Source organism: Streptomyces sp. NPDC059499 (assembly GCF_042749285.1).
Classification (GTDB): Bacteria; Actinomycetota; Actinomycetes; order Streptomycetales; family Streptomycetaceae; genus Streptomyces.
In genome coordinates this window covers 137,266-154,605 of sequence record NZ_JBHYTT010000020.1, presented here as the reverse complement: position 1 = coordinate 154,605, position 17,340 = coordinate 137,266, and the positions used below count along the sequence as shown (strand labels likewise).

The 17,340-nt window shown below is 69.8% G+C and carries 10 protein-coding genes and 1 pseudogene; 7 read left to right on the top strand and 4 right to left on the bottom strand.

Translation table 11 applies throughout. From position 1 onward, the window contains the following. From ACFW9O_RS32835 to ACFW9O_RS32820, 4 genes are all read left to right on the top strand, one after another. On the top strand, positions 1–900 hold a 900-nt coding region (locus ACFW9O_RS32835), incomplete at its 5' end, for a beta-ketoacyl reductase (RefSeq protein WP_384614418.1). Positions 901–927: 27 nt separating this feature from the next. Continuing rightward, positions 928–4,044: a type I polyketide synthase gene (locus ACFW9O_RS32830; protein ID WP_384614417.1), complete on the top strand. Its 3,117-nt coding sequence runs from the start codon at positions 928–930 to the stop codon at positions 4,042–4,044. Between the two features lie 5 nt (positions 4,045–4,049). Beyond that, positions 4,050–4,835 carry an arylamine N-acetyltransferase gene (locus ACFW9O_RS32825; protein ID WP_384614416.1) on the top strand — a complete coding sequence of 262 codons (786 nt, stop codon included), beginning with the start codon at positions 4,050–4,052 and terminating at the stop codon, positions 4,833–4,835. Continuing rightward, entirely contained in the window at positions 4,832–6,490 is a 1,659-nt protein-coding gene (locus tag ACFW9O_RS32820; RefSeq protein ID WP_384614415.1) for a bifunctional 3-(3-hydroxy-phenyl)propionate/3-hydroxycinnamic acid hydroxylase, read from the top strand. Before ACFW9O_RS32825 ends, ACFW9O_RS32820 begins: the two co-directional genes overlap by 4 nt. Positions 6,491–6,513: 23 nt before the next feature. Here ACFW9O_RS32820 and ACFW9O_RS32815 read toward each other — a convergent pair whose 3' ends face one another. The 3 genes and pseudogenes from ACFW9O_RS32815 to ACFW9O_RS32805 all read right to left on the bottom strand — a co-directional run. Next, entirely contained in the window at positions 6,514–7,854 is a 1,341-nt protein-coding gene (locus ACFW9O_RS32815; RefSeq protein WP_384614413.1) for a 3-deoxy-7-phosphoheptulonate synthase, read from the bottom strand. Between the two features lie 5 nt (positions 7,855–7,859). After that, positions 7,860–8,081: a helix-turn-helix transcriptional regulator gene (locus ACFW9O_RS32810; RefSeq protein WP_384614424.1), complete on the bottom strand. Its 222-nt coding sequence runs from the start codon at positions 8,079–8,081 to the stop codon at positions 7,860–7,862. Positions 8,082–10,169: 2,088 nt separating this feature from the next. After that, positions 10,170–10,817: pseudogene (locus ACFW9O_RS32805) on the bottom strand (ATP-binding protein); the annotation flags it as partial. A 258-nt stretch (positions 10,818–11,075) separates the two neighbouring features. Here ACFW9O_RS32805 and ACFW9O_RS32800 point away from each other — a divergent pair. Beyond that, the gene (locus ACFW9O_RS32800) at positions 11,076–12,983 is read left to right on the top strand and encodes a multicopper oxidase family protein (RefSeq protein WP_384614412.1); all 1,908 of its coding nucleotides are present in this window, start codon (positions 11,076–11,078) and stop codon (positions 12,981–12,983) included. Positions 12,984–13,056: 73 nt separating this feature from the next. Here the strand turns inward: ACFW9O_RS32800 and ACFW9O_RS32795 are convergent, their stop codons facing one another. Beyond that, positions 13,057–14,670, bottom strand: a complete 1,614-nt coding sequence (locus ACFW9O_RS32795) for an NDP-hexose 2,3-dehydratase family protein (protein WP_384614411.1) — start codon at positions 14,668–14,670, stop codon at positions 13,057–13,059. 103 nt (positions 14,671–14,773) lie between these two features. Between ACFW9O_RS32795 and ACFW9O_RS32790 the strand changes: the two genes are divergently transcribed. Next, positions 14,774–15,781 carry a Gfo/Idh/MocA family protein gene (locus ACFW9O_RS32790; RefSeq protein ID WP_384614409.1) on the top strand — a complete coding sequence of 336 codons (1,008 nt, stop codon included), beginning with the start codon at positions 14,774–14,776 and terminating at the stop codon, positions 15,779–15,781. Further along, positions 15,781–17,151, top strand: coding sequence for a lipopolysaccharide biosynthesis protein RfbH (gene rfbH / locus ACFW9O_RS32785; RefSeq protein ID WP_384614407.1), 1,371 nt, complete (start codon positions 15,781–15,783; stop codon positions 17,149–17,151). Before ACFW9O_RS32790 ends, rfbH begins: the two co-directional genes overlap by 1 nt. Positions 17,152–17,340 lie beyond the last annotated feature (189 nt).

Below are 17,340 nucleotides of genomic sequence, written 5' to 3'. Positions count from 1 at the left end.
GGGCTGGCTCGTACGCGCAGGGAACAGGGTCTGCCTGCCGTATCACTGGCGTGGGGACTGTGGTCCCAGGCGAGCGGCATGACCGGACACCTGGACGACACCGGTCGCGCACGGCTCGCCCGCAGCGGACTGGTGGGACTGTCCTCGGCCGAGGGGCTCGCGCTGCTCGACCGTGCACTGCGATCCGACGAGCCTTTGCTGGTGCCGACGAAGCTCGACTTCGCCGCGCTGCGCAAGCAGGCGGCTGCCGGAGAATTGGCACCGCTCCTGCGCGGACTCGTACGAGCCCCGAGGAGGACCGCCGCGGCGGCGCCCACAGACGGGACGAGCCAGGAATCCTTTGCCCAGCGCCTGGCAACGCTCTCCGAGCGCGACCGGATCCATGAGCTGCTCGAACTCGTCCGGAGTGCGTCGGCCACCGTACTCGGTCACGCCACCAAGGACGCGATCGGCGCCGTACAGGCATTCAAAGACATCGGATTCGACTCGCTCGCCTCGGTCGAGCTGCGCAATCGGCTTACCGGGGTCACTGGCGTACGACTCCCGGTGACGCTTGTCTTCGACCACCCCAACCCGACCGCACTCGCGCACCATCTCCAGACCGCACTCGTGCCCTCAGCCGATGCCCTCGGCTTGGCGGACGCCACCGCCGACGCCCGCGACCACCTGATCGGAGCCGATGCCTCCGAGGCCGACATCCGGCGGGCGCTTGCCACGGTGCCCCTCGCCACACTCCGCGAAATCGGCGTACTTGAGGCGGTGGAGGCGCTGGCGTCCTCGCAGTCGGCCGGCAGCGGCACGGTCGCCGGCGACGCGCGTGACGCCGGGACCACGGCCGAAGCCATCGCAGCGATGGACATCGACGACCTCGTCGAACGAGCGCTCGGCGGCAGGCAGTGACCGCACTTCGGACTTCGGAAGGTTCCCATGACCACGTCCACTGACAAACTCGTCGAAGCCTTGCGCGCGGCCCTCACCGACAACGAGCGGTTGCTGCGCGAGAACGACCAACTCGCCTCCGCTGTCACGGAACCGATCGCGATCGTGGGCATGGGCTGCCGACTGCCGGGCGGGATCTCCACGCCGGACGACCTGTGGCAGCTCGTGGCCGACGGACGCGACGGCGTCACCCCGTTCCCGTCCGATCGGGGCTGGAACCTGGACGACCTCTTCGACCCGGACCCCGACCGCCCCGGTACGTCCTACGTCAGCGAAGGAGGCTTCCTGCACGACGCAGGCTCCTTCGACGCTTCGCTGTTCGGTATTTCGCCGCGTGAGGCGCTGGCGATGGATCCGCAGCAGCGGCTGCTGCTGGAGGTGTCGTGGGAGGTGTTCGAGCGCGCGGGCATCGACCCGACCTCCCTGCGCGGCAGCAGCGTCGGCGTCTTCTCCGGGCTCATGTACCACGACTACGCGACCGGTCTCGGCGAGGTGCCCGAAGGACTGGAAGGCTTCCTCGGCACCGGGAACTCGGGAAGCGTGGCCTCGGGGCGGGTGTCGTACGCCCTGGGTCTGGAGGGCCCCGCCGTCACGGTGGACACGGCGTGCTCGTCCTCACTCGTCGCTGTACATCTCGCCGCGCAGGCACTCCGCAGCGGTGACTGCTCGCTGGCGCTGGCCGGCGGGGTCGCTGTCATGGCGAATCCGTCACCGTTCGTCGAGTTCTCCCGGCAGCGGGGGCTGGCGCGCGACGGCCGGTGCAAGGCGTTCGCCGACGCGGCCGACGGAACGGGCTGGTCCGAAGGTGTCGCCGTGCTCCTGCTGGAGCGGTTGTCGGACGCGCGGCGGCTGGGCCATGAGGTCCTCGCGGTGGTACGAGGGTCGGCCGTCAACCAGGACGGCGCTTCCAACGGACTCACCGCGCCGAACGGACCCTCCCAGCAGAGAGTGATCCGGCGGGCGCTGGCGAACGCCCGATTGTCTGCCACGGAGGTCGACGCGGTGGAGGGCCATGGCACCGGGACGACGCTGGGTGACCCGATCGAGGCGCAGGCGCTGCTGGCGACCTACGGTCAGGACCGGCCTCGTGAACAGCCCATCTGGCTCGGTTCGTTGAAGTCGAACATCGGTCATGCGCAGGCTGCGGCGGGTGTGGCGGGTGTCATCAAGATGGTGCAGGCGATTCGGCATGGTGTGTTGCCGAGGACGCTGCATGTGGATGAGCCGTCGTCGAAGGTGGACTGGTCGTCGGGGGCTGTGGAGCTGTTGACGGAGTCCAGGTCGTGGCCGGAGGTGGATCGTCCGCGCAGGGCGGGTGTGTCGGCGTTCGGTGTGAGTGGGACGAACGCGCACGTGATTGTGGAGCAGGCCCCGGTTGCTTCTGAGGGCGGGGTGTCGTCCGGTGTGAGTGATCCGGAGCCTGCTGTGGTGCCGTGGGTGATTTCCGGCGCCTCGGCGCAGGGGCTGCGGGGCCAGGCGGAACGCCTGGAATCGTTCGTGCGGGAACGCCCCGAGGTGGATATCGAGGGTGTCGGACGGGCGCTCGCCACCTCGCGCGCCCAGCTGTCCCATCGTGCGGTGGTGGCCGCCGGGGGTTGGGCCGGTGCGTTGGCTGGTGTGTCGGTGGTGGCTGGGGGTGGTGTGGGGTCTGGTGTGGTGTCGGGTGTGGCGGATGTGTCGGGTCGGTCGGTGTTCGTGTTTCCGGGGCAGGGTTCGCAGTGGGTGGGGATGGGTCGCGACCTCCTTGATTCTTCGCCGGTGTTTGCGGGTGCGCTGGTTGAGGTGAGTGGTGTGTTGGGGGCGGTGAGTGGGTGGTCGGTGCTGGATGTGGTGCGGGGGGTGGAGGGTGCTGCGTCGTTGGATCGGGTGGATGTGGTGCAGCCGGTGTCGTTTGCGGTGATGGTGGCGTTGGCGCGGGTGTGGGGGTCGTTCGGGGTGCGGGCGGATGCGGTGGTGGGGCATTCGCAGGGGGAGATCGCGGCGGCGTGTGTGGCGGGTGTGTTGTCGTTGGAGGACGCGGCGCGGGTGGTGGTGTTGCGTAGTCGTGCGATTGCGGGTGGTCTGGCCGGTCGTGGCGGGATGGTGTCGGTTGCTCTTCCGGTGGGGGAGGTGCGGCTGGGTGAGGGTGTGGAGTTGGCTGCGGTCAATGGTCCGTCGTCGGTGGTGGTGGCGGGGGATCCGGTGGCGTTGGACCGGTTGGTTGCCGAGTACGAGGCGGAGGGTGTCCGGGTTCGTCGGGTGCCGGTGGACTACGCGTCGCATACCTCTCATGTGGAGTTGATCGAGGCCGAGCTGGCCGAGGTACTTGCCGGGTTGAAGCCCCGGACCGCGACCATTCCCATGTACTCCTCGGTGGACGGCCGTTGGGTGGAGGGCACCGAGCTGGACGGTGGTTACTGGTTCCGGAACCTGCGGCAGACGGTGCGCTTCGCCGACGCCACCACAGCCCTGGCAGCCGATGACTACCGGGCGTTCATCGAAGTGAGCGCCCATCCGGTCCTGGCGCACAGCATTCAGGAGACCTTGGACGCGAGTCCTCAGGCGCCCAGCGTCGTCACTGGCACACTCCGCCGCGACGACGGAGGACCGGACCGCCTCCTGCTCTCCGCCGCCGAACTCTACGTCCGTGGGATACCGGTCGACTGGACCCCCGCTCTCGGCGAACCGCGTTCGCCCCGAGTCGAGTTGCCCACGTACGCCTTCCAGCACCAGCACTACTGGCTGGAGTCAACCCAAGGAGCACGTCACACCGTGACCGGTGACCTCGTCCCGTCAGCACCATCCGTCCCCGTCACCGACGACGAGATCCCCGGATCGGCACTGGCGCACAAGCTGGCCGAGCTGTCCCAGGACGAACAGGAGCAGCTGCTCCTGGACCTCGTGCGTGCCGAAGCCGCCACTGTCCTGGGTCACGAAACCCCCGAGTCCGTGGAGTCGGGCAGCGTCTTCTTCGAGGTCGGCTTCATCTCGCTGACCGCCGTGCAGTTCCGGAACCGCTTGGCCGACGTCACCGGCCTGGAACTCCCCGCGATGCTGATCTTCGACCATCCCACGCCGACCGAACTCGCCCGCCACCTGCACGCGTTGCTGAACGAGAAGGGTTGATAGCCGTGTTCGAAGTCGAGACCTATCTGAAGGCCCTGGCCTACGAAGGACCGGCCGACCCCACGTGGGAGACTCTGCGGGATCTCCACAAGCGGCATCTGGTCGCTCTTCCCTACGACAGCTCCCTCAACACGGCCCGGGGCGCGGCACTGTGGGCGGGCGTGGACATCGACGCGGATGCCGTCTTCGACGAGATCGTCCTCGGCGGGCGCGGAGGTGTGTGCTACGAGCTCAACGGTCTGTTCCGGCTCCTGCTCCTGAAGCTGGGCTTCGAGGCGGGGGTGCTCGCCGCCGGCATCCGTCAGGTCGACGACTCCTTCGGACCCGACCTCGAGCATGTGTTCAACTACGTCAGGCTCGACGGCAGACTCCTGCTCGTCGATGTCGGGTTCGTAGGCCCGTCCTACCTCGAACCGCTGCCCGTGGTGACGGACGAGATCAGTCGCCAGTACGGCAATCAGTACAGGATCGTCGTGCGCGACGGCTATCACGTGGTGCAGCGCAAGGGGCAGGTCGGGGACTGGCAAGCCGTGTACCGGTTCGAGCCCAAGCCCAGGAAGCTGGAGGAGTGGCTGGTGCCGTCCGCCGAGCTGGAGCACTTCGCCCGCCGGCTGGCGGGTGCGGGGACGGTCGTACGCGGGCGTGCCTTCGACAACGGGCAGCAGATCCTCATCGGCAAGCGGCTGCTGACAGTTGACGGCGGACACGACCGGATCCGGGGCGTGATCGATCCGGCCGACCACGCGCGAGTCCTGGCCGACATCCTCCGGACGCAAAGGGCGGAACAGTGACCACCGCGGACCCCTCCGCCCCTCCCCGCACGGGGACCCCCTCCACCGACGTCATCGTGGTCGGATACGGCCCGGTCGGGCAGGTCACCGCATTGTTGCTGGCCGCACGCGGCTGGCAGGTCACCGTGGTGGAGCGCTGGCCCACGCCCTATCCGATGCCGCGGGCCGTCTCCTTCGACGGCGAGTCCGCCAGGATCCTGGCCGCGGCCGGCGTCGGCGACTCGATGGGCGAACTGGGAGAGCCCTCGCGGGACTACGTCTGGCGCAACGCCGCCGGGCAGACGCTCTTCCACGTCGACGTCGACGCCTCCGGGCACTCCGGCTGGCCCGACTCGACCTCCATGTACCAACCGGGCCTGGAAGCCGCTCTGGCCGCGCGGGGCGAGGAGCTCCCCAATCTGCGCGTGCTGCGCGGGCATCGGGTGGTCGGTCTCGAGGACCACGGCACGCGCGTGGAGATCACCGTGGAGGGACCGCAGGAGGCACCACCCCACGACCGGCAGCTGTCCGCTCGGTGGGTCGTGGGCTGTGACGGTGCCAACAGCTTCGTACGCCAGGCCATCGGCGCCACGGCGACCGACTTCGGGTTCTTCAACGACTGGCTCACCTGCGACGTGAAGCTGCACGAACCGCGCGAGTTCGTGCCCAACAACCTGCAGATCTGCGACCCGGCCCGGCCACGCACCGAGGTGTCCGCCGGGCCCGGGCACCGGCGCTGGGAGTTCATGCGCCTGCCCGACGAGCCCGCCGAGGACTTCGGCAGCAGGGCAAACGCCTGGCGTCTGCTCGGCCTGTTCGGGATCGACCGCGACCGTGCCACCCTGGAGCGCCATACCGTCTACACCTTCCAGGCGCGCTACGCGGACGAGTGGAGGGCGGGCCGGGTGCTGCTCGCCGGGGACGCCGCCCACCTCATGCCTCCGTTCGCCGGACAGGGCATGTGCTCGGGGTTCCGGGACGCCGCCAATCTGGCCTGGAAACTCGATCTGGTCCTGGGCGGCCGGGCCGACGAGCGGCTGCTCGACACGTACACGAGCGAGCGGCGCGAGCACGTCCGGCACGCGCTGAAGATGTCCATGGATCTGGGCCGGGTCATCTGCGAGACCGATCCGGCAGCCGCGCGGGACCGGGACACGGTGATGATCGCCGTACGCGAACGGGGCATCGGCACCGGGCAGCCGCGGTCCGCCGTCCAGGCGTTGACCACCGGACTCCTCCACGGACGGGAGGGTGACGGACACCCCGTCGCCCCGGCCGGAGAGCTCGTGCGGCAGGCCGTCGTCGCCCGCGCGGACGCCACCGGACTGTTCGACGCCGTGGTGGGGCCGGGCTTCGCCCTGCTCACCACGGCTCCGCCCGCCGAACTCCTCGACGGCGAACGACTGGCGCTCCTCGAACGGATCGGTGTGCGCCTCGTGCACCTGCTGCCCGCCGGGACGCCCACCGCAGGGGTGACGGCGCCCGCCGTCGTGGACGTGGACGCCGTCTACCTGCCCTACTTGGCCGAATCCAGGGCCGGGTCCGGTGGCGGGGCCGTGGCCCTGCTGGTACGACCCGACTTCTACGTCTTCGGGGCGGCCCGGGACCGGGACGCACTGGCCCCGCTCGTCGACGACCTGCTCGCCCGGCTCGGGTCCGGAGCGCTCATCGGCTGACCCGGTGGCCCGACCGCCGGACCCTATGGCCCGGCCGGGCCACTGAGCAGCCTCGCCACATGATGGGCCAGCTCCAGAGACTGCCGGGCGTTGAGCCGGGGATCGCAGGCGGTCTCGTAGCGCGTGCCGAGATGGGCGTCACGGATCTCCTGCGCGCCGCCCAAGCACTCGGTGACATCGTCGCCCGTGAGCTCCAGATGGAGGCCGCCGGGATGGGTGCCGAGCGCGCGGTGCACCTCGAAGAAGCCGCGCACCTCGTCGAGGATGCGCCCGAAGTGGCGGGTCTTGTATCCGGTGGGGGACAGATGGGTGTTGCCGTGCATGGGGTCGCACTGCCAGACCACCTCGTGCCCCGACGCGGTCACCTTCTCCACGACCGGCGGCAGGACGTCGCGCACTCGGTCGTTTCCCATCCGGCTGATCAGGGTGAGCCGGCCGGGTCGCCGGTGCGGGTCCAGCCGCTCCACGTACTCCCGGACCTCCTCGGGGGTGACGGACGGGCCGATCTTCAGACCGATCGGGTTGGCGATCCGTTCGGCGAAGGCGATGTGCGCCCCGTCGAGGTGACGCGTCCGCTCCCCGATCCACAGGAAGTGCCCGGACAGGCCGTAGAGCGGGTGAACGGCCGGTCGGCCCGTCTCCGGGTCCTCTCCCCCCGGTCCTTCCGCCGACCGCCGAGCCAGGGCCCGCTCGTAGTCGAGCAGCAGAGCCTCGTGGCTGGTGAAGATCTCCGTACCCGACGCCTCGGCCTCCGCCCGGACGATGCGCATCGCGGCGCCCGCGGCCGCATGGGCGCGCAGCATCCGGCGGGGATCGGGTGTCCTCGCCACGGCGTCGGACGCCAGGGAGTTGACGATGTCGCCGCGGTACGAGGGCAGCCCGTCCGCCTCGAAGGGGCTCGACCGGGGTTTGGCGTACTGACCGGCGACGCGCCCCATGGTGACCACGGGAAGCCCGGCGGCAAGGGCCAGTACCTCGGCGACGCACAGCAGTGTGCGCAGATTGCCCAGCACATGCGCGTCGGTGTTCCCGGCGAACGTCTCGGCGCAGTCACCGCCCTGCACCAGGAACGCCCTGCCCAGGGCCACCTGCGCCAGCCGCTCACCGAGCCGGTCGACCTCCGCGGCCTCGACAGTGGACGGCAGGCCGTCCAGAACCGCGCTCACCCTGCGGAGTTCGTCGCGGTCGGGCCAGTCCGGCTGCTGCTCGGCCGGCCGGGCCAGGGCCTCGGCCAGCGGATCGTGCGCCCCGGCCGGCCGGCCGTAGGCGTCGCCCGGCGGACCGGGAACGGCGGTGGAAGGCTCCGAACCGGGGGCACCGGTTGGTGCCGCGGGCGTGTCGCAGGCCCCCAGGGACGTGGTCATCGGCCTCAGCCCGTCTTCCGGAGATTGGCCCAGAGATCCGCCGGAAGATCCTTGCGGCGTCGGATCTTGAGCTTGCGGTACACGCGTGTGAGGTGCTGCTCGACGGTGCTCGCGGTGACGTACAGCTTCACCGCGATCTCCCGGTTGGTGTAGCCCAGGACGGCCAGGGAGGCGACCCGTCGCTCCGAGTCCGTGAGCGAGGCGATGCCCTCCAGCCCGTCCGCCATCGACTCGGCGCCGCCCAGGTCGGCGGAGACCGACAGCAACTCCTGTGCCAGTGGCTTCATCTCGCACATGTTCGCCACATGGAGGGCCTGCCGAAGCAGCAGCCGCGCACGTCGCTTGTCGTTGTTGGCCTGATGGGCGCGGCTGAGCTCGGCCAGCACACGGACCTGCTCGAACCGGTCGCCGGACGCCTCGGCCAGGTCGATGGCCTCGGTGAGCAGCGGCAGCCGGCGGCCCGGTGGCCCTGCGGCTGCGAGCAGCCGCAGGGCCGGGCCACGGGTGCGCGTGGTACCGGCGCCGGGCCGTGCCAGCTGCTCGTGGATGAGGCGCCTGGCCTGGTCCTTGTTGTCGAGGCGGAGCCACGCCTCGGCGGCGTTCGTCCGCCAGGGCAGCAGCCCCGCCGTGTCCAGCCCCCAGTCGCGCAGCAGCTCTCCGCAGGACAGGAAGTCCGCGAGCGCGGCATGGCAGTGGTTGGTGGCGAGGTAGTGGTGACCGCGCGCGTACAGGTACTGGAGCCCGTACCTGCTGTGGAACATCGTGTCGCTGACCGAGTGGGTGAGCTGTCTCGCCGCCTCCTCGTGCTCGCCCATGCGGGTCGACGCGAGGATCAGGGTGCTCAGCGGCAGTCCGACCGCGATGCCCCACGAGCGGGGCGTGAGCAGGGCGAGGGCGTTTCGGGCGTGGCGTCCGGCGGCGGCGAGGTCGCCCTGCTGCACGGCCACCTCCGCGCGCGCGGCGGCGAACACGGCATGGGGCGTCGGGGCGTTGCGGGCCTCGGCCGCCGCCAGCAGCTGGTCGCACCAGGCGGCGGCGGCGTGCAGGCGGTCCACCTGGATCAGGACCCGGACGGCCACGAGTGCGGCCTCCTCCGCCCAGGGGCTCCGCCGGTGCAGCGGGAGGTCGCGCAGCACCTGCTCCGCGCGGTCGGCGGCGTCCTGGGCCCGGCCGCGGGACAGCGCGTCGGACAGGGCCGCCGCCGCCTGCAACTGCGGATCCGTACCGGGACTCACCACACCGTGCCGCAGGTCGGCCGGCAGGACCGGCGTCCTGCGGCCCCGCGCCAGCGCGGGCTGTGTCCAGGCCAGCCACACCTCCATGTCGCGCAGCGCCCCGGCCTCCGCCGGATTCGTCGGGTTGGCGCTGCCCGCACGGGCGCGCAGCCGTGTCAGTACGTCGCCCGCCTCCTCGTTCCTGCCGTGCCACAGGAGTTGCCTGATCAGCACAAGCCCGTCGGACAGGCTCAGATGGTCGGCGCGGACCGCCGCGGACAGCGGCGCGAGGTGCCGAGCGGCAGAGGAGGGATTGAGCTGCCACTCGGCCTGGGCCAGCCTCGCCCGCAGCGCCGACCGGGACCGCTCGTCGGTGCTGGAGCGATGGGCCAGCTTCAGGCAGTCGGCGGCCAGTTCGAGACGGTCGTCGAGCAGCGCGTGCTCCGCCGCCTCCGAGAGGACCGCCTCGGCCCACGGAACCTGGGTGTGCCCGGCCTCGATGAGATGGCGGGCGACGTCCAGCGCCCCCGCGCCGCGCTCGTACAGGAGGTGGGCGGCACGCCGGTGCAGTTCGGACCGGTCGTGGGCGGAGAGGTCGTCCAGCACGGCCGTACGTCCGGCCGAGTGGCGGAACTGGCCCCCGTCGAGGAGCTCGGCCGCGTTCAGCGCACGCAGCGCCTCCTCGGCCGGGTCGGCCGTGCCGAGGTCCCCGGACATGAGCCGGCCGATCTCGGCCGTCGAGCCGCCGGGGCCGAGTACCGCCAGCGCCCGTGCCGCCCGGAGCATGACCGGGTCGGCACGTTGCAGGCAGCTCAGCAGGGCCAGACCGTACCCCTGCGCACTGGGAACGCCGCCGGGCTGACGGTGGTCCTCGATCAGGGCGTGCAGCAGCAGCGGGTTGCCGCCGGCGGCGGCAAGGAACTCCTCGCCGACCCGCCGCGCGGTCACCTCCCCGAGGCCGTCGGCGACCATGCGCAGCGCACCGGAGCGGGAGAGCGGGTCCAGCCGCAGACGCTGCGCGTACGGCGGCCGGGACAACTCGCCGCGGAACCGGCGGTTCAGCGGCCACGGGGTGGTGTGATCGGTCAGGACGAGAAGGATCCTGGACTGCCCGAGCCGCCGGACCAGGTGGAGCAGGAACTGCAGGGACGGGACATCGGCATCGCGCAGATCGTCCACACCGAGCATCAGCGGGACATCCGCGGCCAGGTCGAGCAGCGCGGCGGAGAGTTCATGGCAGGCGCGGACCACCGAGGGATCCGGCACATCGGCCGCGTCCCCGTCGCCGAATCCGCCGGACGCGAGCCCGTCCAGCAGTGCGGCCACCCGGTGCGCCGGTCCGTCGGGCAGGGCCGTACCGCGGAAGAGCTGATTCACCACGCCGAACGGCAGCGCACGCTCGGCGGCGGAGCAACTGGCGCTCAGGAAGCGGGCCCCGGACGCTGTCGCGTGTGCCGCGAAGGCACGCAGGAGTTCGGTCTTGCCGCCGGCGACCGGCCCCTCCAGCAGGACGGTGTGGCCACGGTGCGCGAAACAGTCGGTGAGCAGCTGGTCCAGTCGACGCATGTGTTCGTCTCGTTCCACCAGCGAAACCACTCGATCCCCCAGGACGTCATGTTCGTGATCAACGGAGTCCGCGACCCGCGGCAGGCGTAACCGGCCGGGTGCGTGACCTCGACCGCGCTCCCGGCCACCTGTGTTGTGGCCGTGCGGGTGTGCGTGATCGACCGTCTGTGCGGTGCAGGGCATCGAACAGGCCCCATTGCGCGCTCCCCCTGCCCGGAATCCATGATGGTCGGACACCGCCTACTCCCCGGGAACGGGCCACCCACGGACTGCCTACTGGGGCATTCCGGCCGATGTTCAGGGGGGTACCCATGGGGTGGCAGTCACCGATGTCGGGTGAAGCCGTCCGCATCCCCCTAAGACCCACTGTTTCCATTGAACTCGACCCACCCGGCGCTCACGATCGGCTCCGTCATCGACAGCCATCGAGGAGCATCCTTCATGCCCAACCGTCGTCAGTTCGTCATCGGATCCGCGGCAGCGGCCGTCGCCACCGTGAGCGGGGGAGCGGCGCTGGTGAGCAGCAGCCGGGGACCATCGGAAGCACATCCGAGAGGCTCACGGAGACCCGGCTCCGGTGGGCCCGTCGCCACCGGGGTCCCACGGGCCACCTCCACCGACCTCACCAAGTTCGCCGACTCGCTGCGGATACCGCCGGTCCTGAGCCCCGGCACGTCCCTGACGATCCGCCAGAAAGCCGCCTCCGTCCTGCTCCACTCCCAGCTTCCGCCGACCCCGGTGTGGACCTACGAAGGGTCATTCCCCGGACCGACCATCGAGGTGTCCACCGAGCAACGCCTCAGAGTGGCCTGGCTCAACGAGATCAGCGGAGACTTCCCGGTCACCGGCATCCAGGTGCCGTTCACGGATCTCGACTCGATCCTGAGCCCCGGCCGGGGCGCCGCCACCCGCAGCGCGTCCGTCGCCGCCCTGCCGGCCTGGACCGTCGTCCACGTGCACGGCGCGATCACCGGTGGCAACAACGACGGATGGACCGAGAACGGTGTGTCACCCGGCGACGCGCAGCTCTCCGAGTACCCGAACGCCCAGCGCGCCACGGGCCTCTGGTATCACGACCACGCCATGAACATCACGGCGTTCAACGTCTTCGCCGGGCTGGCCGGCAGCCTGCTGATCCGGGACGAGGAGGAGGCTGCCCTCCACCTTCCCGGCGGGGCGTACGAGATCCCGCTTCTGATCAACGACCGTAATCTGGACACCGACGACGCGGGTGTCCCGACCGGGCGGCTCCTGCACCGGACCGGCTATCTCGACACCGGCACGGCCGGTTCCCCCACCCGGCTGAACCTGCCGTTCATCGGCCCGTACAACCTGGTCAACGGGGTCATCTGGCCGTACCTGGAGGTGGCCCCGCGGTGGTACCGCTTCCGGGTGCTCAACGGGGCCAACACCCGCCCGTACACCCTGCGTCTCCAGGTGGAGAACGCGGACGGCACCACGACACCGGTCACCGGGGCCCTGGTCCAGATCGGCAGCGACCAGGGGCTGCTGCCCAGCCCCGTCACGCTGGACGCGGTGACGCTGGCCCCGGCCGAACGCGCGGACATCCTCATCGACTTCGACGCCTTCCGCGGCAAGCGGCTGCAACTCGTCAACACCAACAGCAACGGGCCGTCCCCGCTCGGTCCCGAGGTCATGCAGTTCCGTGTAGGCGCCACGGCCGTCGCCGACCCGTTCAGCCTGCCCGCGACCACATCGCCGTCGTTCGTCCGGCTGACCCGCTCCGCGATACCCGCCGGCCACACCAGCCGGTGGATAGCCTTCGGCACCTCGGACGGCACCCCGCTCGGCCACCCCGAGATGTGGGAGCTGTCCGAGACGGCATCCGGCTACCAGGCGCAGGACGGCGACCGGCTCGTCCACGTCACGGACCAGGGCGGCACAGTCCGTACGTTCCGCAAGGAGGCCGCCGCCTTCGACGACAAGGTCGGTTTCTTCGTCGAGAGCAGCGGCTGGGAAGTGTGGAACTTCCTGCACCTCGTCGGCCCCGGGCACCCGATGCACGTCCACCTGCTGGGCTTCCAGGCGCTGAACCGGGATGTCTACACGGTCTCCAGTGCCACCGGGCCGGGTACGGGCGTGGTGACCTGGACCGCGGACTACGACCGGGTGGGCGCCCTGGGGGCCGAGGAGAAGGGCTGGAAGGACACCATCAGGATCGAGGAGCACGAACTCGTTTCCGTGGCAGGTCAGTTCACCGGAGCCACCGGCCGGTTCGTCTACCACTGCCACATCCTGGAGCACGAGGACGAAGGCATGATGCGGCCCTTCGTCGTTGCCCCTCGCGAGATCCTCGACCGAATGCCGCACTCGGCGCACCACCACTGATCCGGACCCGCGGCACGCGTGCGGGGAGGCGCTCCCGGAGCGCCTCCCCGCACGTCGGCCGTTCGAGGACGTGTCAGCCGGCCGTGGACTCGCCCGTGAGGCTGTGCAGGCAGGCGGTCAGACTGCGGGCCTCGACGTTGACGTAATGGCTGTGGCGGAGCAGCCCGACAAGCTGGTGCAGGGTCAGCCACCTGAAGTCAGGGCCGGGATCAGGCGCGTGGTCCGCGTCGGTCTCGATGACGAGATAGCGGTTGCGCGCGTGGTAGAAGCGCCCTCCCTCCTCCGACAGCAGGCTCTCGAAACGGATCCGGTCGGGACCGGCGCGCAGGACGTCGTCGAGGAACCGCGGGCGCGCGGCGGACGGCAGCCAGTCGTAGTTGTCCGGTGTGCACTGCACGGTCGGAGCCAGCTCGATGACGTCCAGGAAGCCGGGCTGGACACGGGCGTTCACCAGGGCGTGCAGCACACCGTCCACCCGCTTCACGAGGAAGGCGTTGACGCCCACCCCGACCGGCTCCACGACCGGCTGGCTCCAGCCGGCGACCTCACGGCGTTCCGTCTCGACGTCGATGCCGATGACTCTGAAGAAGAGACCGGAGTCATGGGCGACGGCCTCCGGGCCACGGGTCCACCCGGTCACCTCCCGCAGCGGCACCCGCCGGGCGCGGACCTCGTGGCGGGTACGGGTCTCGGTGATCCAGCTCAGCGTCTCACCGATGGTGTGCAGCCCGGCGAGATCGGCACTGCTGGAGCGGAGGACCGACCGCCGGAATTCCTGCCCCTGGAACGGGAAGCGATCGGCGAGACCGGTTCCCGAGAACGGCAGGCAGGACAGCACCGTACGGGAATCCATATTGATCACCGCATCGCCCGCCAGCAACTGATGGATCTGTCCCAGGGTCAACCACCGAAATCCCTCCAGCAGTTCGACATCCTGGTCGGTCTCGACAATGATGTTGCGATTGCGCTTCTGATAGAACCAGGCGCCCTGCTCGGACTGGAGCACATCGGCGAGCACCTTCCTGCGGTTTTCCTCCTGGAAGTACTCGACATACGGTACGAAGCTGCCCCGGTGTACCCGGGTGTAGTTGCTCCGGGTGGCCTGCACCGTGGGGGACAGTTCGACACCGTCGACATTTCCGGGCTCGTTCTTGGCCTGCATGAGAAAATGCAGTACGCCATCGAATTCCTTGGCCAGGATTCCCAGGATTCCGATCTCCGGCTGGTGGATGATGGGCTGGGTCCAGGAGGTGACCGCGCCCGCCGGCACCTCGGCGGCGAGCCCTTCCAGGCTGAAGAACCTGCCGCTGTCATGCACGATGTTGCCGGTGTCCGGATCCGTCCGCCAGCTGACCAGATCCGTCAGGGCGATCCGCTGCACGCGCGCCACGTCGATCCGCCGGCGCTCGTCGAACCACTCCTGTACAGCCGGAAGGCCGGAGACCCCTGTGAGCGCGAGTGCGGATTCGGCGATTCGCTCGGCATTCCTCTGATCCACCGTCAACGTTGACACAATTCCGGACACCGGGCCTCCCTGTCGCACGCAATAATGTCGCCCACTATGCCGGGGTGCCGAATATCCGGACCATGCGGTGCAGATAATCAGGGGCCGTATAGGGGGGTATTTGTGGGTTCCGGGGCCCGGGTCAGGGGGTTGACGGTACGGGAAGGACTTGCCTACCGTCATGCCGAATTCAATGAATCGAGTAATTCCCCGGTGCGCGACCGGTCAGCCCGATGGAGGTCGTGGAGTGCAGAATTCTTCCGGGGGGAGCCCCCCGAATCCCCGAGTGAACCCGGGCCCGCTGAGAATCGGTGTGGTCGGCTGCGCGGGGATCGCCTGGCGTCGCATGCTTCCGGCGATCGAGCGGAATCCGGACGTGGAACTGGTGGCCGTCGCCAGCAGGGACGAGGCCAAGGCCCGCCGCTTCACCCGGCGCTTCGGCGGCGACCCGGTGGCCGGTTACGACCAGTTGCTGTCGCGGGACGACATCGACGCGGTGTACGTACCGCTGCCCGCCCTCCTGCACGCCGAATGGATCGAGCGCGCCCTGCTGGCGGGCAAGCACGTACTGTCCGAGAAGCCGCTCGCCGCGACGTCCGAGGACGCCGCCGCGCTCGTCTCGCTCGCCGAGTCACGTGGACTGGCGCTGCTGGAGAGCTTCATGTTCCTGTGCCACCCCCAGCACGCCCGGGTACGGCAACTCGTGGCCGACGGTGTCGTCGGCGAACTACGCACTCTGACAGCGGAGTTCGCTTTCCCGGCCAAAGGCGAGGACGACATACGCTACCGGCCCGACGTGGGAGGAGGGGCGCTGACAGACATCGGCGTCTACCCCGTCCGCACCGCCCTGCTGTACCTGGGAGAGGAACTCGACGTCCTCGGGGCCACCCTCCACACGGACCACCGGCTCGGGGTCGACCTGGGAGGATCCGCGCTCCTGGCGAACCGCGACGGGGTGACCGCCCATCTGACCTGGGGCATGGAACACGCCTACCGTTCGCGCTACGCCCTCTGGGGCAGTGCGGGGCGGATATCCACCTCCTGGGCCTACACGCCGCCCCCCACCCACGGTCCGGTGATTCGCATCGAGCGCCAGGACCACGTCGAGGAGCTCACCCTGCCGGCCGAGGACCAGTTCGCCCACGTGGTCGCCGCGTTCGTCGCACGTGTACGTGACGGGCTGCCGTCCGGCCTGGAGGGCGAATCCGTCCTCTCCCAGGCCCGGCTCGTCGACCGAGTACGGGAGCAGGCACTCCTGAGTTCCCTGTCCGACCGCGAGCCGATGGGGTTGTGATGAGCGGCGCCGAACACACGCAAGAGACCGAGCACCCTGAACCCGCGCAGCAGACGCAGCAGGCCGAGCATCCTGAGCACGGTCCCATCCTCGAACTGGTCCGGAAGCTCCACCGGGACCAGGAGGCCGGCCGGCGCTTCGTGCCCGGTGAGACACCGATCCTCCCCTCGGGTGCGGTGTTCGACGAGGACGACCGGGTCTCTCTGGTCGAGGCCGCTCTGAACATGCGGATCGCCGCAGGTCCGGCCGCCCAGCAGTTCGAGCGGGAGTTCGCGACACTGCTGGGCCGCCGTAAGGCCCACCTGACCAACTCCGGCTCCTCCGCGAACCTTCTGGCCCTGACCGCTCTCACCCAGCGGGAGCTGGGCAAGCGACGGCTGCGCCCCGGCGACGAAGTCATCACGGTCGCGGCCGGATTCCCCACCACGGTCAATCCGATCGTGCAGAACGGCATGATCCCGGTGATGATCGACGTCTCGCTGCGGACCTACAACACCACCGCGGAGCGGGTGGCGGAGGCCGTCGGACCCCGTACCAAGGCCATCATGATCGCCCATGCCCTCGGCAACCCCTTCCCGGTGGCCGAGGTCAGGGAGATCGCGGACGAGCACGGTCTGCACTTCATCGAGGACAACTGCGACGCCGTCGGCTCCTCCTACCGGGGCAGGCCCACCGGCAGCTTCGGCGACGTGGCCACCGCGAGCTTCTATCCGGCCCACCATCTGACGATGGGTGAGGGCGGCTGCGTGGTGACCGACCGGGTGGCCCTCGCCAAGGTCATCGAGTCCCTGCGCGACTGGGGGCGCGACTGCTGGTGCCCGCCCGCCGCCAGCGACACCTGCCACAAGAGATTCGGTCACCAACTGGGCCGGCTCCCCAAGGGGTACGACCACAAGTACACGTTCTCGCGCGTCGGCTACAACCTCAAGACCACCGACCTCCAGGCAGCTCTGGGACTGACCCAGCTGGCCAAGCTGCCGGAATTCGGCGCCGCCCGCCGACGCAACTGGCAACGGCTGCGGGAAGGGCTGGAGGGCGTTCGAGGGCTCCACCTGCCGGAGGCGACTCCCGGCAGCGATCCGAGCTGGTTCGGCTTCGTCCTGACGGTCACCGACGACGCGCCCTTCGACCGAGCCGAGCTCATATCCTTCCTGGAATCCCGGAAGATCGGCACGCGCATGCTGTTCTCCGGAAACCTCGCGCGCCAACCCGCCTATCAGGATGTCGAATTCCGGGTGGTCGGCGATCTGCGCAACAGCGACATCATCACCGAACGGACGTTCTGGATCGGTGTGTATCCCGGACTGACCTCGGAAATGATCGATTACGTCGCCGCGTCGATCCGGGAGTTCTCCGCGGGACGACGCTGACACACGGCGAAACACTGCCGACACCTTTCGCCCGGAGGTCAGGGCGGGCATAGGGGTGGGTGCAGGGGGGTCGAAAGACCGATTTCCCGACAGAGTTTCGCCGACGAAGTTTTATCGACAGTGAGTTCCTGCGATTCACCAAGCGCGGCCTTCCGAGCTGCCGGGCGCGGTATTGCGAACGACAGTCCG